The 16,585-nt window shown below is 63.3% G+C and carries 15 protein-coding genes and 1 tRNA gene; 4 read left to right on the top strand and 12 right to left on the bottom strand.

All coding sequences use genetic code 11. The features are described 5' to 3' along the window. Positions 1 to 58: 58 nt before the first annotated feature. The gene (locus AC24YW_RS11840; RefSeq protein ID WP_487482896.1) at positions 59 to 460 is read right to left on the bottom strand and encodes a DUF2177 family protein; all 402 of its coding nucleotides are present in this window, start codon (positions 458 to 460) and stop codon (positions 59 to 61) included. Between the two features lie 124 nt (positions 461 to 584). Continuing rightward, positions 585 to 1,388, bottom strand: coding sequence for a DUF1295 domain-containing protein (locus AC24YW_RS11845; RefSeq protein WP_487482897.1), 804 nt, complete (start codon positions 1,386 to 1,388; stop codon positions 585 to 587). Between the two features lie 166 nt (positions 1,389 to 1,554). Here AC24YW_RS11845 and AC24YW_RS11850 point away from each other — a divergent pair, with 166 nt between their 5' ends. Genes AC24YW_RS11850 through AC24YW_RS11860 form a run of 3 tightly spaced genes read left to right on the top strand, consistent with a single transcriptional unit; the run spans position 1,555 to position 4,882 of the window. Continuing rightward, a complete protein-coding gene (locus AC24YW_RS11850) occupies positions 1,555 to 2,868 on the top strand; it encodes an NAD(P)/FAD-dependent oxidoreductase (RefSeq protein WP_487482898.1) in 1,314 nt (437 codons plus the stop codon). 4 nt (positions 2,869 to 2,872) lie between these two features. Continuing rightward, complete coding sequence (locus AC24YW_RS11855) at positions 2,873 to 3,661, top strand: DUF1365 domain-containing protein (protein WP_487482899.1); 789 nt, start codon at positions 2,873 to 2,875, stop codon at positions 3,659 to 3,661. A gap of 3 nt (positions 3,662 to 3,664) precedes the next feature. Next, the gene (locus AC24YW_RS11860) at positions 3,665 to 4,882 is read left to right on the top strand and encodes a class I SAM-dependent methyltransferase (RefSeq protein ID WP_487482900.1); all 1,218 of its coding nucleotides are present in this window, start codon (positions 3,665 to 3,667) and stop codon (positions 4,880 to 4,882) included. A gap of 88 nt (positions 4,883 to 4,970) precedes the next feature. On the opposite strand, the gene AC24YW_RS11865 is transcribed toward AC24YW_RS11860, so the two are convergent. The 6 genes from AC24YW_RS11865 to AC24YW_RS11890 all read right to left on the bottom strand — a co-directional run bounded on the left by AC24YW_RS11865 (position 4,971) and on the right by AC24YW_RS11890 (position 13,607). Then, the gene (locus AC24YW_RS11865; protein ID WP_487482901.1) at positions 4,971 to 7,538 is read right to left on the bottom strand and encodes a bifunctional diguanylate cyclase/phosphodiesterase; all 2,568 of its coding nucleotides are present in this window, start codon (positions 7,536 to 7,538) and stop codon (positions 4,971 to 4,973) included. Positions 7,539 to 7,890: 352 nt separating this feature from the next. Next, positions 7,891 to 8,682 carry a DUF2182 domain-containing protein gene (locus tag AC24YW_RS11870; protein ID WP_487482902.1) on the bottom strand — a complete coding sequence of 264 codons (792 nt, stop codon included), beginning with the start codon at positions 8,680 to 8,682 and terminating at the stop codon, positions 7,891 to 7,893. A 48-nt stretch (positions 8,683 to 8,730) separates the two neighbouring features. Further along, a complete protein-coding gene (locus AC24YW_RS11875; protein WP_487482903.1) occupies positions 8,731 to 9,363 on the bottom strand; it encodes a DUF1326 domain-containing protein in 633 nt (210 codons plus the stop codon). 614 nt (positions 9,364 to 9,977) lie between these two features. Next, positions 9,978 to 12,191 carry a xanthine dehydrogenase family protein molybdopterin-binding subunit gene (locus AC24YW_RS11880; protein ID WP_487482904.1) on the bottom strand — a complete coding sequence of 738 codons (2,214 nt, stop codon included), beginning with the start codon at positions 12,189 to 12,191 and terminating at the stop codon, positions 9,978 to 9,980. Then, complete coding sequence (locus AC24YW_RS11885) at positions 12,184 to 13,161, bottom strand: FAD binding domain-containing protein (RefSeq protein WP_487482905.1); 978 nt, start codon at positions 13,159 to 13,161, stop codon at positions 12,184 to 12,186. The genes AC24YW_RS11880 and AC24YW_RS11885 overlap by 8 nt, the downstream gene beginning before the upstream one ends. 2 nt (positions 13,162 to 13,163) lie before the next feature. Continuing rightward, positions 13,164 to 13,607, bottom strand: a complete 444-nt coding sequence (locus tag AC24YW_RS11890; RefSeq protein ID WP_487482906.1) for a (2Fe-2S)-binding protein — start codon at positions 13,605 to 13,607, stop codon at positions 13,164 to 13,166. A 164-nt stretch (positions 13,608 to 13,771) separates the two neighbouring features. Here AC24YW_RS11890 and AC24YW_RS11895 point away from each other — a divergent pair, with 164 nt between their 5' ends. Next, entirely contained in the window at positions 13,772 to 14,629 is an 858-nt protein-coding gene (locus tag AC24YW_RS11895; RefSeq protein ID WP_487482907.1) for a LysR family transcriptional regulator, read from the top strand. Positions 14,630 to 14,730: 101 nt separating this feature from the next. Here the strand turns inward: AC24YW_RS11895 and AC24YW_RS11900 are convergent. The 4 genes from AC24YW_RS11900 to AC24YW_RS11915 form a co-directional block, all read right to left on the bottom strand. After that, a tRNA-Phe gene (locus tag AC24YW_RS11900) sits at positions 14,731 to 14,806 on the bottom strand. Between the two features lie 185 nt (positions 14,807 to 14,991). Further along, a complete protein-coding gene (gene yacG, locus AC24YW_RS11905) occupies positions 14,992 to 15,174 on the bottom strand; it encodes a DNA gyrase inhibitor YacG (protein ID WP_487482908.1) in 183 nt (60 codons plus the stop codon). Between the two features lie 157 nt (positions 15,175 to 15,331). Further along, positions 15,332 to 15,961 carry a Maf-like protein gene (locus tag AC24YW_RS11910; protein WP_225124395.1) on the bottom strand — a complete coding sequence of 210 codons (630 nt, stop codon included), beginning with the start codon at positions 15,959 to 15,961 and terminating at the stop codon, positions 15,332 to 15,334. A 154-nt stretch (positions 15,962 to 16,115) separates the two neighbouring features. Continuing rightward, positions 16,116 to 16,583: an arsenate-mycothiol transferase ArsC gene (locus AC24YW_RS11915; RefSeq protein WP_197953159.1), complete on the bottom strand. Its 468-nt coding sequence runs from the start codon at positions 16,581 to 16,583 to the stop codon at positions 16,116 to 16,118. Positions 16,584 to 16,585 lie beyond the last annotated feature (2 nt).

Consider the following 16,585-nt stretch of genomic DNA (forward strand, 5'->3'; position numbering starts at 1 on the left):
CGCCTGTACACGAATGCCCGACATCAACTCGGCTTTGTGCGCGTCGAGCGGCGCACGTTCAGTGGGCCAGCTTCTGCGCGACGAGAAATCCGATCCAGGAGCTGACGCCAGCCAGCAACGATCCCCAGCAGACGTCGGCTAGGGTCAGTCCGGTCGACCAATTCCGCAAGGTCGCCTGATTGGTGAGATCATAGGTCGCATAAGTGAAGCAGCCGAGCAGCACGCCGGAGGTGAAAGCGCGCAGCGCGCTGCCGTCGTTCTGTGCCGGCAGCACGGCGAACCAGATCAAGCCGAGGGGATACAGCAGATAGAAGACCGCGGCGGCGGGCAGGTTGGGCTCAGCTCGCAACATATCGCCCATCACCGGCCGATAAAGCCGCTCGACCATGATCCCGAGCCAGATCATGTCGATTGCAACGAAGGTCACGGCAACGGCAAGATAGGTGAAGAGAAGATTCATGTCCGCATTCCCCGTGCAATGCATCTGGCCGATTGTCGAGTAGCCAGAGATAACGCCCGTAAATTCAAGCCGGATCACACGAGCGCACGCATGTCCGTCATGGCCGCCGCGGCGATACACCGAATCACAGCGCCTGTTTGGGCGGCCATGGGAAGAATGCGTTGGTCCGGGCCTGATACTGCCGATACAGGTCGCCGCGCGACCGCAGCATCTGCTCCTCGAGCGGCGGTATCCCGGTCACATGCACAAGGATCCAATACATGATAACTGGCGCCGCCAGGCTGGCCCAGCCCCACGGGTATCCGGGTTCGAGCGCGATGACGGGGTAAGCCAGCCACCCCAGCCATTCGAAGAAATAGTTGGGATGGCGCGACCAGCGCCAGAGCCCGACGTCGCAGACCTTCCCCTTACTCGACGCATCGTGTTTGAAGCGCCGCAGCTGGCGGTCTGCCAAGGCCTCGCCGGCGACGGCAACCAGGATGATCACCACCCCGAGATAATCCTGCAGCCGCAGTCCCGGCGCCGGTGCGTGGCCTGCGAGGAACACGGCGAACGGCAGCGGCAGCGAGACCAGCGCTTGCGATTGCAGGAAGAAGAACATCCGGCGCGGGGCATCCGCTCCCCATTGGCGTGCATAGTTCGCGTATCTGGGATCGTCGATCCCGGCGGAGGAGCGAGCCGCGATGTGCGTCCCGAGCCGCAACGACCAAAGCAGCACCAGCCCTGCAACGAGCGCCTGGCGAGCCGGGAGGGAGCCGTCAAGCGGCCACACGGCAGCAGCCGCACCGATGAGACCGGTCGCGTAGGACCAGATTGCATCGACCCAGCCGGAATTGCCGGTGCGCTGCTGGACCACCCAGGCCAGTCCCATCAAGAGACAGAATGCCAGCGCCATGCCGCCGATCGCCTGAACCTGCACTGGAATCATGCCTTACCCGCAGCTGACATCCCATCGATACGCCGGCTGCAAGAGCCGGTTTCACGTCCGACGACGGACCTGGCGGCGGAGTGATCCGTACCATAGTGGCAGACGTTTCCCTGTCAGATCATTCTTCAACGACCGTAGCTGGCGACAGCATTGGGGGCGAGAGGTTATGCGTTTAGCCGTGATCGGGACGGGAATTGCCGGCAACGCTGCCGCGTGGCTCCTGTCGAAACGCCATGCAGTGACGGTGTACGAGCGGGAGCTGCGGCCGGGCGGGCATAGCCACACCGTTCGCATCGACTATGACGGTGAGCCCATCGACGTCGATGTCGGCTTCATCGTCTACAACGAGACGAATTATCCGCAGCTGACGGCGCTGTTCGCGCACCTGGGCGTGGAGACCGTCGAGACCTGCATGAGCTTCGCCATGTCTGCCGACCACGGCCGGTTCGAATGGCGGGGCGGCGGCGAGACTCTTCTCCAAACCGCCTGCGGCTTGTTCGCACAACCGCGCAATCTCGGATCGCCGTCATATTTTCGCATGCTGGCCGAAGTGGTGCGGTTCAACCGGCAGAGCGTGACGGATTTGCGCGCCGGCAGGCTGCAGCGGTTGACGCTCGGCGAGTATCTGCGCAAGCAATCATTCGGACCCCGCCTGTTCGCCGATTATCTCGGACCGATGGGAGCGGCCATCTGGTCGTCCTCGTCGGCCGACATTCTGTCCTTTCCGGCGGAGAACTTTGTCGCCTTTTTCGACAATCACCGGCTCCTGCACCTTGACCGGCCGCGCTGGCGGACCGTCGCGGGCGGCAGCCGGCGCTATGTCGACAAGCTCACCGCTTTGTTCAAGGACAACATTCGGCTAGGCTGCGCCGCGACGTCGGTCAACCGGGCGGAGCATGGCGTGACCATCCGCGACACTCATGGCGGGGCTGAAACCTACGATGCGGTGGTGATGGCCTGCCACAGCGATCAGGCCTTGGCCGCGCTGTCGGATGCCGATGCCCGCGAGCGGTCTATTCTGGGCGCGATCAGGTACGCTCCGAACACGATCTATCTTCATCGCGATCGCAATCTCATGCCCAGGCGCCGCCAAGCCTGGGCTTCCTGGAATTTCCTGCAATGGCCGCGACAAACGCCGGCTCAGAACGACGTTGCGGTGACCTATTGGATGAACCGGCTGCAGGGCATCGACGACCGCAAGCCATTGTTCGTCAGCCTCAACCCTCCCTTCGAGCCGGCGGATCACTTGACGTTTGCAAAGTTCAGCTTTGCTCATCCCCAATACGACCTGGCTGCGTTGGCGGCGCAGCGACGGCTCCCCGCAATTCAGGGCCGGCGTCGGACCTGGTTCTGCGGTGCGTGGACCGGCTACGGCTTTCACGAGGACGGCTTGCAGTCCGGCATCTCCGTTGCCGAGGCATTGGGGGGCCAGGCTCCCTGGCGGCGGTCGGACTCGCTGCTGGTCCAAGCTGCCGAGTAGCCCGATGATCCGAACCAACCCCGACAAAGCGGACGGTGCGACGGCACCCGCCGCGCTCTATTGGGGAAAGGTGATGCACGCACGCTGGCGGCCTGTGCAACACCGGTTCACCTATCGCGTGATGAGCCTCTTGATCGACCTCGACCGCTTGCATGAGGCAACTCGCCAGTCCTGGCTGTTCGATGTCAATCGAGCAGCCCCCTTCAGCTTCCACGAGCGCGATCACGGCGACGGCAAAGGCGCGAGCCTCAGCCAATACGTCCGGCGCATGGCCGCGGAGCGCGGCATCGACCTCTCGGAGGGCCGAATCCTCCTGCTGTGTTATCCCCGGGTGCTGGGCTACGTGTTCAACCCGCTTTCGATCTACTTCTGCTATGGCGCATCTGGCGATCTTGTGTTGTTGATCTACGAGGTCCGCAATACCTTCGGAGAGATGCATTCCTACGTCCTGCCAGTGCAGGACGCGGCAACGGGCTGCGCAATAAGACAGGGCCAGGCCAAGGAGTTCTACGTTTCACCCTTCATGGAGATGGGGACGTATTACCGCTTCAGCATTTCTCCGCCGGGGCAGAATGTAACGGTCAGAATCGTACAGGCGGGTGATCAGGGCGCGATGTTCGCCGCAGCTTTCCGCGGACGACACCGGGCGCTCACCAGCCGCGCGCTGCTTGCGGCGCTCGTCCGCCTGCCCTTCCTGACGTTCAAGGTGACCGCAGCCATTCATTGGGAAGCGACGCGGCTGTGGCTCAAAGGTGTGCCGTACTTGCCTCGTTTGAAACAACGCGGGATTTGATCCATGGACCTGGCAGCCGCTCATCGAGCCGTTCAATTTGATGGTGTCCCACTCCTTGCCCGGCTGGCTCTACGCCTGGCGTCGCAGCTGAAGTACGGCACCGTCCATGTGCGCCTGCCCGACCGCAGAACCGTTAGCTTGCGTGGGCAGCTTCCGGGTCCGTCGGCCACGATCGAGCTCAACAACTACAGATTCGCGCGCAGCCTCGTCCTGGGCGGCGACATCGGCATGGCCGAGGCCTACATACGCGGCGATTGGACCACGCCTGATCTCACGCAGCTTCTCTACGTCTTCTGCCTCAACGAAGATCTTATTGACGGCGCCTTTGCCGGGAATGTGGTGATCCGGCTCTGCCGAAAGGCCCTTCATCGGCTGCGCCGAAACACCAGACGGGGGTCGAGGCACAACATTCATAGGCATTATGATCTCGGCAACGCGTTCTTCGGCGCCTGGCTCGATTCCAGCATGACCTACTCATCGGCTTTGTTTTCAGCCGAAACGACCGACTTGCCCGCGGCTCAACAACACAAATACGAACAGCTCGCAAAGGCCATCGAACTGCAGCCCGGCCAGACCGTGCTCGAGATCGGGTGCGGCTGGGGCGGCTTCGCCGAATTTGCCGCGAAGACTTACGGCGCCAGCGTATTGGCACTGACCATCAGCAAGGAGCAGCACGAATTTGCGAGTCGGCGAATTCACCAAGCCGGGCTCGCCGAGAAGGTCGAGGTGCGGCTGCAGGATTACCGAGATCAGGACGGTCGCTTCGACCGCATTGCCTCGATCGAGATGATCGAGGCCGTCGGCGAGCAATTTTGGCCGGCCTATTTCAGCCAGCTGTACCAGCGGCTGAAACCGGGCGGTCTGGCGGGCATCCAGGCCATTACGGTCCGCAACGAGCTCTTCGACCTCTATCGCAAGCGCGTGGACTTCATCCAGAGGTACATATTTCCCGGAGGTATGCTGCCTTCGACCAATATCCTGCACACGCTCGGCGAACGCTTCGAGGTGCCCGTGATTCATGAGCGCGTGTTTGGACAGGACTATGCCAGGACACTTTCACTCTGGCGCGACAATTTCAGCCGCGCATGGACCGACCTCACCTCGCTCGGCTTCGACGAGCCGTTCCGCAGGCTGTGGGAATATTATCTGTGCTACTGCGAGGCAGGGTTCAGGGCCGGAAAGATCGACGTCAAGCAGTTGGTATTTGCGCGGCGGGGGTGAGGCGGCTTAGGACGCGGCAGCCCGACTGCTCTTCAGTCCAAGCGGCTATAGTGGCGGGTCATGATGACAAACGCCGGCGCCGTTCAGCTCACGCCACCCGCCGTTTCCGGCGCGCCGTGGGGGCTTGCCAGGAGAGGTTTGCAAGCGGCACGGGCTTACTGAAGTGAAATCCCTGGCCGAGCGGGATGCCGAGTGATTGGAGCCGTCTGACCTGTTCGGAGGACTCGACCCCCTCGGCAACGATCGACAGCTTCAGCGTCTTTGCCAGCTGCACGATGGATTTCAGCACGGCGACGGTCTCGCAGCGATCGATCCTGTCGATGAAGGATTTGTCGATCTTGACCTTGTCGAAAGGAAAGGCCGTCAAATAGGACAACGACGAGTATCCGACACCGAAATCGTCGAGGGCAATGGAGACGCCGAGCGCCTTGAGGCGCTGGAGCGTCCTGAGGTTCTCCTCGGTGTCGGCGAGAAATACGCTCTCGGTGATCTCGAGCTCGAGCCGGGTCTGCGGAAGCCCGCTCTGCGTCAACGCAAAGGTCACGGTGTCGACGAGATTGGCGCTGGCAAATTGCAAGGCGGAGAGATTGACAGCGACCTTGATGTCGCCCGGCATGCTCATCGCATCGCGGCAGGCCCTGGCGAGCACCTGGTGGCCGAGCTCCACGATCAGTCCCCCCGCCTCGGCAACCGCAATGAACTCCGCCGGAGGGATGTAGCCCCTGGTGCCGTGATGCCAGCGCGCCAGGGCCTCGACCGATTTGACCCGACCGGTGCCGAGCTCGATCACAGGCTGATAATACAGCTCTATCTCCTCGCGCCAGATCGCTTCACGCAGCTCGATCTCGAGCACGTTGCGCTGATCCGCTTCCGCCTTGAGCTCCGCTGAATAGACGTGGAAGCAGTTTCTTCCGGCATTCTTCGATCTGTAGAGCGCAAGATCGGCGTTGCGAAGGATCTCGTCGACCCGCGTGCCGTGCTCGGGCACGAGCGCAAGGCCAATGCTACAGCCGCTCACGACGGGGTGGCCATCGATGTGAAAGGGCTCGGCAATGGCCTCGACCAGCCGCGCGGCCAGGCTCGCAGCGCCGTCGCGCATCGCGGCCCCGCCGGGTGCCACGATCACGGCAAACTCGTCACCACCGATTCGCGCCGCCGTATCGACATCGCGGATCTGCGCCTTGATCCGGTCGGCGACCTGCTTCAGCAACGCGTCGCCGCATTGATGGCCGAGCGCATCATTGACCGACTTGAACTTGTCGAGATCGAGCAGGAGTACGGCGAACGCGGGCTCCGGCCGGCGCGGGCGGGCCAGCGCCTCGTCGATGCGCTCCTTGAACAGGTTGCGATTGGCAAGGCCGGTCAGGCTGTCGTAATGCGCGAGCCGCTCGATGCGGTCCGCCGACGCCTTGCGCTCGGTGATGTCCTCATGCGTGGCAACCCAGCCGCCGTCCTCGCGCCGGCCGTAGGAGATGTAGACGACCCGTCCATCCGGAAACTGCACGGTGTTCGAGATTTGCTCCGACTGGGCGAGCCGGTTCTTCAAATCGACGAGGTACGCCTCGACGTCGAGCACGGCGGTCTGCTTCGCGAACACCTCCCGGAAGTCCATGCCGATCCGGATGTCTTCCGGCACGAGGTCATAGAGTTCGAGCCATTGCCGGTTGAACGCAATCAGGCGGTCACGGCCATCGAACATGCTCAAACCCTGGGGAAGGTTCCTGAGCGCATCCTCGAACTTGCTGGCGAAATCGCGCCGCTCGCGGTGGGCGCGATCCAGCGCCTGCTGCCGTCGCCAATGAAATATCGTTGCGACGAGGATGATGAAAGTAAGCAGCAGCGCGCCGCCGAGATAGACCTTCTGCCTGAAGGCGGAGCGGGAATAGATCTCCTCCTCCGAAATGCCGACGGTGAAGATGAGCGGAAACGCGCGCGACCTGCGCGCCGTGATGAGCCGGTCGCTGCGGCCCGGTCGGTTCTCGTTCCAATATTGCGCATGGAAGCCGTCGCCCAGTTCGCCCGCGACCCGGCCCGGCGCGCTTTGTCCCAGCACGGAGCCCTGGTCCACGCCCCGGGCGGCCAGCACGACGTAGCTCGCATTCCTGAGCACCAGCGTTCCTCCGATGCCGAGCTTTGCGGTGTCGTAGAACCTGCCGACGACGTCGACGCTGATCGAGCCGACAACCACGCCGACCGGATTCCCGGCGAGGTCGAACAGCTTTCTCGCGAGCTGTATCGTCCACTTCTTGGACGCGCGGCCCAGCACCGGCTTCGCCACGTAAAGGCGGTCGTCGGCCTGCGACAGGGTATGGATGAAGTGCTCGCGATCACCGAGATAGAGCGGCGGACCGGAATAACCCGCCGTCGTGTCGATCATGAATCCGTCCGATCCGATGAGAGCGAACTGGACCACGTCGCCGGTGGCGATGCGGGCTTTGTCGGACCAGAACTTCAGGCTGAAGGCCACCGGATCCTGGGCGTAAAGTGCCCGGACCACCAGCAACGACTGATCCACGCGCTCAAAGATGCGCTCGGTGTTCTCCTCGAACAATTCGGCGACGCTGTTACCGTGCGACCGCGCTTGCTGCATCGCATCCATCCGCTCAGAGGCGGTGATTGCGAAATATCCGATCCAGACCAGGGGCAGAAAGAACAATGCGATCTGCAGCGGGCCATTCCGCAGGATCGTTCTTCCGGCTTTGCGGACTGCCCCTGCGGGAATCACGACGCGCACCCCCGCTTCGGCTGCAAGGGTAGAACTGCGCTCGCCCGCAGTATTGGCATCGCCTGTCTCCGCCTCGACTGCACAGGGGGCACCCGCGGTTCGATGCCGGGGCGCGGTGCTGTTGATGGCGCAAAGCTAGCTGAAACAGCCTTAAGCTTTTGTTTGGGCAATGCTCAATTCTTCAGCTCAAAGCATCCGTATCATCACGGAGGCCGGCTGGATTTGAGCAATCAGGCACACCAACATGTCGCAAGCGGCACATTTTAACCATCTTTGGACCGCTTCACATCGCGCGCGCAACAACGATCGTGCCGGACAGGACGAGGAGCGCGCCTGCCGCATAGCTTAGTCGTTGGCCGAAGGGCAGCAGTTTCTCGCCGGCGACATAGAGCGCAATGCCGATGATCCAGGCGAGGTTCATCACGCCGCCGACGAACAGCAATGCCATCAGAAACCAGCAGCAACCGACGCAGTAGCTGCCGTGGCGAAGTCCCATCCGGAATGCGCCGCTCGTGCCGGGCCGCCAATGTCGGCTGAGAAACAACAGCGGACTGTCGCAGTAGCGCAGGCAGGCCTGTTTGAGCGGCGTGAACTGATAAAGCCCTGCTGCGATCAGAACACTGCCACCCAAAATCGCGCTGGTGCTTGCCATCGCCATCGACAGCAACCCGAAGCGTTCGAACGCGCCTTGCAGCAGGACCGCAGCGAGACTGAACCCGGCCCAGGTCACGAGATAGCCGGCGAGAAAGATCCAGCTGTCGATTGCGGCGCGGGAGGCAGCCTCCTGCCTGCGCTTCACGGTCGCATACAAGAGAACGGTGGGCACCGCGCTCGGCGCCATCATCGCGACCATCATCACCCACCACATCACGAACAGCAGCGCGCCGTAGAATGGCGTCCACGGCATCGGCGCCATGTCCGGCATGTCGGCCATCATCTCGGTGTCCATGCCGGCGCCGGCAGCGAGATAGGCCCAGGCGAGCGCCACCACTGCGGCGGTCCCGATGGCGACGATCAGCCGGTCGCGGTGGAGCAAGCGTTCCAGTATCGAGCGCCCCTGCATCGACTTGTCCATGGCGACGAGGAGCTGACACCGAGGTTTTGTGTCGGTGTCAGCGCCGCATCATGCCGCAACGCCCTCGGGCGTCTGCACGACGTTGGCGAGCGAGCTATGCGTACCGCGGGTCTCGAACAGGATCGCGCCGGTCGAGCGGATGTCGGCGGATGCGATCTCGGCCGCCCGATGTTCGAACCCCTCGGGCATGACCACCTGGACGCGGTGCGGATCACCGGTCACCGGATTCTTGATCGGCTCGACATCGGTCTCGAGCACGCCCTTGGCAACGAGTCGTGCGACACGTCCGTCCTTGTCGAAGGAGAACTCGAACGGCACAAACACGGGATCATGGATCTTGGTGACGATCATGCTGACGATCCGAAAAAGCGTGCCTTCGGCCGAATGCTTGCCGGAGAAGATATCGAACAACGCCTGACGCTGCTCCGCCGTGGCGCGTTCGTCGATGATGGGCTGGATTGTCCCGTTGCCCTCATGCAGCGGCCCGGGGAAATCGACCGTGATCGCAAAGCAGAGACCATCGAGCCTGGTCTCTTCGAAATGTCCCTTGGCGATCCGCATGGCGACCAATCCCTTGCAATAGCCTTGGGTCGGCCGTGCGTTGAAATCGCAGGGGCAGCCAAACGCGCAGCTGCAGTTCTTCATCCATTCGCCTTCGAGACGCCAGTCCGATGCAGCCATGGCACATCTCCTGATGTGAGCGGGGGGCGGCAGCCGTTGACGAACTTGTTAAGCGTTCCTGTCGAGCAATGCGAAAAGGCGCGAGCGGGATCGAGGTCCGATCAGAAGGCCGGCATCGCAGAGTATGGTGGCGAGCTGCCGTTTACCGTCCGAGGATCATATCAGCGGCCGCCGGCCGTGTATACCAAAAGGGTAGTGCCTCAGGCGGCAGCCACATCTCGGGGATGTCCGACGTCAGGAAAACGGGGACATTGCCACCGGCAAAAGCTTGTTCAGTCTGGCTCTTTGTCGCGGAACGGAGGAGCTGTGGGGCGATGCGGCCGCGCCCCGGATGGCGTAGTGCGTCGGACCGCTTCGGTCCAGGGAAAGGTGCGATCAACGCCCAAGGGGTTTTCATATCCTGACCGGGCCGGCTCCGAATCCGTCTGCTGAGACGCTAGAACCACCGACACGAACTTTACTCATCGCAACCTCCTGAAATCCGCTTGCGAAATGCACGCAATTGCTTGATCCCCCGGGGGTGGCAGGCCCCCCTCTTCGAGCAAGTGAGAGCAAATCCATGCCGTCAGGCTCCAGCCGGCAGATAGTGCATGAAGCTGGTGAACCAAATGCCGTCATCGGCTTCCTTGATGCCGAGTTTCGGGCCGGCCAGCACGGTTTATCACGTGCTCGAGTCGGATCGGCAGGTCATAGAGTCGACGTCCCGTAGCGTGAAATACGGCATTGGCGATCGCCGCCGCTGCGCCTACCGCGCCAATCATGCCGATGCCTTTGATGCCGCTCGCCAGCCAGGGATCGGCCTCCTCCACAAGATGGATGTCGAAGCTTGGCATATCCGCATGGACAGGCACGAGGTAGTCGCAAAGATTGTCGCCGGGAATCCGGCCCAGCGAGGAATCCATGCAGGTTTCTTCGTGCAGCGCCATTCCGATGCCGCAAACCAAGCCGCCGAGATATTGGCTGCGTGCCAGCATCGGATTGAGAATGCGCCCGGCGGCGTACGCAGCGGTCAAGCGTCTGACGCGCACCTCGCCGAGCTCCGGATCAACCGAGACTTCCGCGAAGACCGCGCCGTGACTTAAGGCGCTCGTTGCGGTGTCAGCATTCGGAGCTGATGCGGCGATCGCCTCAATACCATTGGGTCCACATCGTTGGGCAAGTCCGACAAGACTTTCGCTGCGATTGCCGCCCACGTGACGGATCGCGCCATCGGCGACATCGAGCTCATTCGCGTCGAGACCGAAGAAGGGGCCCGCGGAGTCGGTGATCGCAAATTGGAGTAGTTTGTCGCGTAATGCCCATGCAGCTGCCTCCACCGCAGGCGTGAAGCTCGCCGTCGCGATGGCCCCCCCGGACGCCGGACCCTGAGGCAAGAGGGTATGACCCAGCGCGACATCCGTTTGCGATAGGGGAACGTCCAGGATATTCGCGCCCAATTGCGCCAAAACAGTCAGTGTTCCGGTGCCCAGGTCCTGCGTCCCGCAGCGAATCTCGATCCGTCCATCCGGTTTCAATCTCGCTGCTGCTTCCGCTGCAGCCCGATAGACGGGATAAGCCGCAGTTGCCATGCCCCAGCCGATCTGCAAGTGGCGGTCGCGCAGGCCGCCGATCTGAAAGGGCCGTCTGCTCCACCCGAAGGCATCAGCGGCGATGCGATAGCATTCCAGCAATCGCTTGCTGGACCATGGCCGATTGAGATGAGGGTCGCGGTCAGCGTAGTTGATCCGCCGCAACTCAAGTGGATCGAGCGTCAGGGTCCAGGCGAGTTCATCCAGCGCGCATTCGAGCGCAAAGCTTCCGGTTCCTTCGCCTGGCCCGCGCATCGGATTGGAGTGCGGCGCATTCCGCGGGGCGCAGCGATGGCGCGTGGCCACGTTCGGGCAAGCGTAGAGCCAGCGCGAAATGGCGGCGTTGGGATCTGCATAGGCCTCATAGATCGAGGTCTCGTTGAGACTATGGTGGACGATGGCTTGCAAGCACCCTTCGTGGTCGGATGCCAGGGTGACGTCCTGTATCGCCTCGGGACGCCGGCCGACCAAGGTGAACATCTGGGCTCGCGTGAGTTCCAGCCGGACGGATCTGCCGACGAGCCTGGCGACCATGGCGGTCAAGGTCATTTCGGGGTACCAGGCTCGCCCCTTCGATCCGAAGCCACCGCCGAGCAGCGGCGAGATAATCCGCACATTCTCGGGGGGTACGCCGAACACCTGGCCGAGCATGCGACGGCTGGTGAACATCGCTTGGGAAGCCGTTCGCACAGTCAGATGATCACCTTCCCATGTGGCGACTGCAACTTGCGGTTCGATGGGATGGTGGTTCTGGGCCGGGGTCCGATAGCGTTTCGTTAGAACAACGGGCGCGGCCGCGATCGCGGCTTCTGGATCGCCACGGCAGCTGTCCACCGCGACACCGCCTGCGGCCTCCTGCGCGGCATAGGCGTTCGCCGCCGCCCTGTGCAATTCGAGGATTGCCGGCGCCACGTCATAGTCGACCCGCAGCGCCGCGGCGCCGCGGCGTGCGCCAAAGAGACTCTCGGCGACCACGACGGCGACCGGCTCTCCGGCGAAGCGCACCAGATCATCCTGCAGCGGCAGCCGAAATCCTGCCGGTCTCAGTTGCATCGCCTGGTCATGGGTGATGACGGCAATGACGCCTGGCAGCCGAAGCACGTCATCGGCATGAACCTTGACGACACGACCACAAGCGATCGTCGACGTCACGATTGCAGCATGGAGCACACCGTCGTCGACGAGGTCGCCGGCGTAGCGAGCGTCGCCCCGCACCTTGGATTCCGCGTCCAGCCGCGGATGTGATTGCCCGTCAAGCATCCGCCGCTTCCATGAGGGCGCGAACGAGCGTCCGCTCGAGCAGCTCTGCCTTGAACGCGTTGTGCTGCAACAATGTGGCGCCGCCCGTCGCCAATCGCGCCGCGGCCCGAAATGTCTCGGGATGAACGGGTTGTCCCAGCAGCGCGGCCTCAGAGGTCTGCAGGCGCCAGGGCACGGTACCGACGCCGCCAGCTGCCAGGCCGGCGCGCGCGATTAGTCCGTCCTCGACGGAAAGAATCGCGGCGACCGATACAACCGCGAACTCAAACGACGCGCGGTCACGAACCTTGCGATAGGTGGCGGTCGTCGGCGCCGCAGGTACTACAACCGACGTGATCACTTCGCCGGGTGCGAGCACTGACTCGATTTCCGGATGCTCCTCAGGCAGTCTCCACAAATTGCCAAGCGGAAGGTGTCGTGCACCATTCGGGCCTGCGATATGCACGGTTGCACCGAGCGCAACGAGCGCGACCGCGAGGTCGGAAGCGTGAGTTGCGACACAGTAGGGGCTCACCCCAAAGATCGCGGCCTGGCGGTGGAGGCCTTCGCGTCCGCCACAGCCCGAGCCTGGCCGGCGCCGATTGCAGGGCAGATCGCGACTGCGAAAATAGGCGCAGCGCGTCCGCTGCAGGAGGTTGCCGCCGACGGTCGCCAGGTTGCGCACTTGTGGCGAGGCGCTGGCCTCGATCGACGCTGCAATGATCCGCCAGCGCGTACGCACTTCGCTGTGGTCGGCGACGTCGCTGAGCCGGGCAAGCGCGCCCAGTGTGAGCTGCCCGGACTCCGACTCCACAGCCGCAAGCCCCAGACCGCTGAGGTCGACGAGCTCGATCGGCTGCAAGGCTCCCGCGCGCCAAAGCGGCAGCACGTCGGTGCCGCCCGCCACTGCCACAGCGCCTGGTACTCCGAGACGCGCGATGGCGTCGGAAAGGTCTGCGGCGCGGTGATAATCAAAAGGCTCCAGGCTCATTGTCAGGCCGCCGCGATGATCGCGTCCACGATGTTGGCGTAGGCCCCGCAACGACAAAGATTGCCGCTCATGCACTCTGCGATCGTTTCTCGGTCAAGAGGCAGGCCTTCGCCCAGCAACCCGCGCGCCGACATGATCTGTCCCGGCGTGCAGTAGCCGCATTGAAGGGCATCATGAGCGATGAATGCCGCCTGCAATGGGTGCAAGGTTTTGCCCGCCAAACCCTCCACCGTCTCGATATTCCGGCCGTCGTGCGACAGCGCCAGAGCGAGGCAAGCGTTGATCCGCCGGCCGTCGACGAGGACTGTGCAGGCGCCACAGGCGCCCTGGTCGCAGCCACATTTCGCGGCCGTCAGCCCGAGTTCCTCCCGCAGCACCTCCAGGAGGCTTGCACTTGACCGGACGGAGCAGCGGATCGGCCGATCGTTCACGGTCAGTGCCAGCATGCGTCGCATCATGGAGCGTCCATTCCGATTGGGGCGAGTCGACACCGGGCCGCGCCTGATTGCGGTAGCGCCGTGGTTCTCCTACTCTCTGAACTGATCTTCGCACATCGCTCGCCGACCCGAAAACGAGCTTTGCTTGTCGTTGTCGCAAGAGAAAGCTAAGCATGCGCCCGTCGCTGGAATCCTTACGAATATTAGAAGCGTGTATTTCGGCAGGCAGTTTTGCGCGTGCGGCGGAACGCCTTTTTCTGACCCCCGCTGCCGTCAGCCTGCGCATCCGAACGCTCGAGTCCGAACTCAATCAACCGCTGTTCGTGCGTTCTGGCCGGCGCGTGATCCCGACCGATGCGGCCTCTGCCCTGGCAAACCGGGTTCGAGACGCGTTGGAGGATATCAATGAGGCGCTCGACGAATTTCAGACATCCGCGCCGCTGCTCAAGGTCACGGCACCGCCGACCTTTGCGTCACGCTGGCTTGCGCCACGCTTGGCGCAATATACCGTCTCGAGCGGCATAGGCATCGAACTCGATGTGTCGACGGACATACGGAATCGGGAAGCATTCGACGTAGCCATCCGAACCGGATCTGGCGGGTGGGCGGGCCTGCGGGAACATCGACTTGCGCCCGTGGAAGTGACACCGATGCTGGCGCCGTCGCTGCTTGGAGCCCGGGCGCTGACCATGCCTGAGCAATTGGCCGACTTTGCGCTTCTGCCACACCCCGATTGGGAACTGTGGTTTGCGGAAATCGGCAGTACAATGCCAGACAATCTGCGCTTTGTAGGCATCGATTATCCGACACACGAATTGAACGCCAGCGCGGCAGTGGCGGGTGTCGGTATCGCCTTGTTGTCTCCATCATTGTTCCGGCCGCTCCTCGCGGAGGGTCTATTAATCGCTCCATATTCATGCGTTCTTCGTGGACCAGCCTGGCACTATGCGCTGCTGCGCACTGATGAAACTCGGCCCGCACCACAGAATTTCTGCACGTGGCTTTGCGAGCAAGCCAGTGCGATTGGCTGATCCAGCCAGGAAGAGAAAAACGCGATCGCGCTTTGCGCCGATCATCTGGCGAGGCGCCATCGTACAAAGATCGTGTGCTTCAGCCTGGAAAATCGTAGAAATGGTGCCCAGGGGCGGAATCGAACCACCGACACTGCGATTTTCAGTCGCATGCTCTACCAACTGAGCTACCTGGGCGTGCTCCAAGAGAGGGGCCAAGGCCCATCGAGCGGGCGGTTTATAGTGGGCCGAGAGCGGCCTGTCCACCCGCTTCGCCAAGAGGCTGCGCCGGGCGCGGCCCGGCTGTGCACAAGGTGGGGCGGGGTTGCTGCGGGTGCTGCCTGGCGCCTCAGCGAGGGCGTTAACACTTTGCTACGACTTGATTATTCGACGTCGTCGGTTTCGTCGTCGCGGCCGGGGATGACGTAGGAGCCCTTCAGCCAGCGGTTCAGATCGACGTCGCGGCAGCGCGAGGAGCAGAACGGACGGGTGGCCTGCGACTGCGGCTTGCCGCAGATCGGGCAGGTTTTGAGCGGCGCGTCGGGCTTGGTGACCTGGTCGTCCATGGATGTCGGCAGTTTGCACGGGGTGACGGGGTTCAAGTGCCTGCCGGGAAACGGGTTCCCGGAGCAGCCGCGCCTACGCTCCGGCGCAGACCCGGCGGGGCCATTCTACTGTGCATGGGGTTGTTTTCGAGGTTTTTGTCGGCGCGGCCCTTGGGGCTCACACGGTGGTGGTATTGAGCCAGCCGAAGCGGATCGGAAAGCCCTCGCCGCCGAGCAGCGTCGTGGTCTCGTAGAGCGGCAGGCCGACGACGTTGGTGTAGGACCCGACCATCTTGACCACGAAGGATCCGGCGATGCCCTGCACGGCGTAGCCGCCGGCTTTGCCGCGCCATTCGCCGGAGCCGATATAGGCCTGGATGTCGTCTTCGGAGAGGCGCTTGAAGCGCACGCGGGTCTCGACCAGGCGCTGGCGGAAGGCCTCGCGCGGCGTGACCAGGCAGATCGCGGTGTAGACGCGATGGTTGCGGCCCGACAGCAGCCGCAGGCACTGCGCGGCCTCGTCGACGAGGTTCGCCTTCGGCAGGATGCGGCGGCCGACCGCCACCACTGTATCGGCGGCGAGGATGAAGGCGCCGCGCAGCTCGTCGTCGAGCTGCACCGACTTCAGCGCGGCGTCGGCCTTGGCCCTGGCCAGCCGGTTGGCGCAGGCGCGCGGCAGCTCGCCCCGCTTCGGCGTCTCGTCGACGTCGGCCGGCCGGAGCGCATCCGGCTCGATGCCGGCCTGGTTGAGCAGCGACAGCCGACGCGGCGAGCCGGAGGCAAGTACGAATTTGGGGCGGCCAAGCATCAGGTGATTTGGGGGATGAGGCAGGGGTGAATTGCGCGCGGAACCTATCGGAAGGGGGCCGGTTTCACAACCCGGGAACCGGAGTTTGGTGATTCGAGGTCTCCGCCACGGCTGTGCCTGCTCTCTGTGACGCGGGTGTTACGGCGGGCCGATGCTACCCGCTCGCCGCGCCGACCTTGGCGAAGCGCCGGCGGATGCGCATCAGGAGCTGATCGCAGACCTCGCGATAGGCAGCCAGCTTCTGGTCGCGGCTGCCTTCGATCGTGGTGGGATCCTGCGTCGGCCAGTATTCGACCTCGGCGGCGAGCGTTCGCGTCAGCTCCAGCGCCTTGTGATGCGCCTCGGGCGAGAGCGTGATGATGAGGTCGAAATTCAGTCCCTCCCAATCCTCCAGCTCCTCGAATGTCTGCGGCTTGTGACCGGAGATGTCCTGGCCGAGCTCGCCCATCACGGCAACGGCGAAGGGATCGAGCTCGCCCTTCCTGGTGCCGGCCGACTTGACGTAGAGCCCTTGCGGAAACATGTGCTGCAGCAGGCTCTCGGCCATCGGCGAGCGCACGCTGTTCATCGCACAGGCGAACAGCACCGATTGCGGATCGCGTGCGCGTGGGGGCGCAGCCATCC

The organism is Bradyrhizobium sp. USDA3516, assembly GCF_057651995.1.

What these genes read in the sequence shown, in the direction of transcription:
- AC24YW_RS11910 (WP_225124395.1), bottom strand. Translation starts at nt 15,961, where the DNA reads ATGCTTGGCCGCCCCAAATTCGTACTTGCCTCCGGCTCGCCGCGTCGG.
- AC24YW_RS11875 (WP_487482903.1), bottom strand. Translation starts at nt 9,363, where the DNA reads ATGGCTGCATCGGACTGGCGTCTCGAAGGCGAATGGATGAAGAACTGC.
- AC24YW_RS11890 (WP_487482906.1), bottom strand. Translation starts at nt 13,607, where the DNA reads ATGCTGGCACTGACCGTGAACGATCGGCCGATCCGCTGCTCCGTCCGG.
- AC24YW_RS11870 (WP_487482902.1), bottom strand. Translation starts at nt 8,682, where the DNA reads ATGGACAAGTCGATGCAGGGGCGCTCGATACTGGAACGCTTGCTCCAC.
- AC24YW_RS11845 (WP_487482897.1), bottom strand. Translation starts at nt 1,388, where the DNA reads ATGATTCCAGTGCAGGTTCAGGCGATCGGCGGCATGGCGCTGGCATTC.
- AC24YW_RS11895 (WP_487482907.1), top strand. Translation starts at nt 13,772, where the DNA reads ATGCGCCCGTCGCTGGAATCCTTACGAATATTAGAAGCGTGTATTTCG.
- AC24YW_RS11880 (WP_487482904.1), bottom strand. Translation starts at nt 12,191, where the DNA reads ATGCTTGACGGGCAATCACATCCGCGGCTGGACGCGGAATCCAAGGTG.
- yacG (WP_487482908.1), bottom strand. Translation starts at nt 15,174, where the DNA reads ATGGACGACCAGGTCACCAAGCCCGACGCGCCGCTCAAAACCTGCCCG.
- AC24YW_RS11915 (WP_197953159.1), bottom strand. Translation starts at nt 16,583, where the DNA reads ATGGCTGCGCCCCCACGCGCACGCGATCCGCAATCGGTGCTGTTCGCC.
- AC24YW_RS11860 (WP_487482900.1), top strand. Translation starts at nt 3,665, where the DNA reads ATGGACCTGGCAGCCGCTCATCGAGCCGTTCAATTTGATGGTGTCCCA.
- AC24YW_RS11850 (WP_487482898.1), top strand. Translation starts at nt 1,555, where the DNA reads ATGCGTTTAGCCGTGATCGGGACGGGAATTGCCGGCAACGCTGCCGCG.
- AC24YW_RS11840 (WP_487482896.1), bottom strand. Translation starts at nt 460, where the DNA reads ATGAATCTTCTCTTCACCTATCTTGCCGTTGCCGTGACCTTCGTTGCA.
- AC24YW_RS11855 (WP_487482899.1), top strand. Translation starts at nt 2,873, where the DNA reads ATGATCCGAACCAACCCCGACAAAGCGGACGGTGCGACGGCACCCGCC.
- AC24YW_RS11885 (WP_487482905.1), bottom strand. Translation starts at nt 13,161, where the DNA reads ATGAGCCTGGAGCCTTTTGATTATCACCGCGCCGCAGACCTTTCCGAC.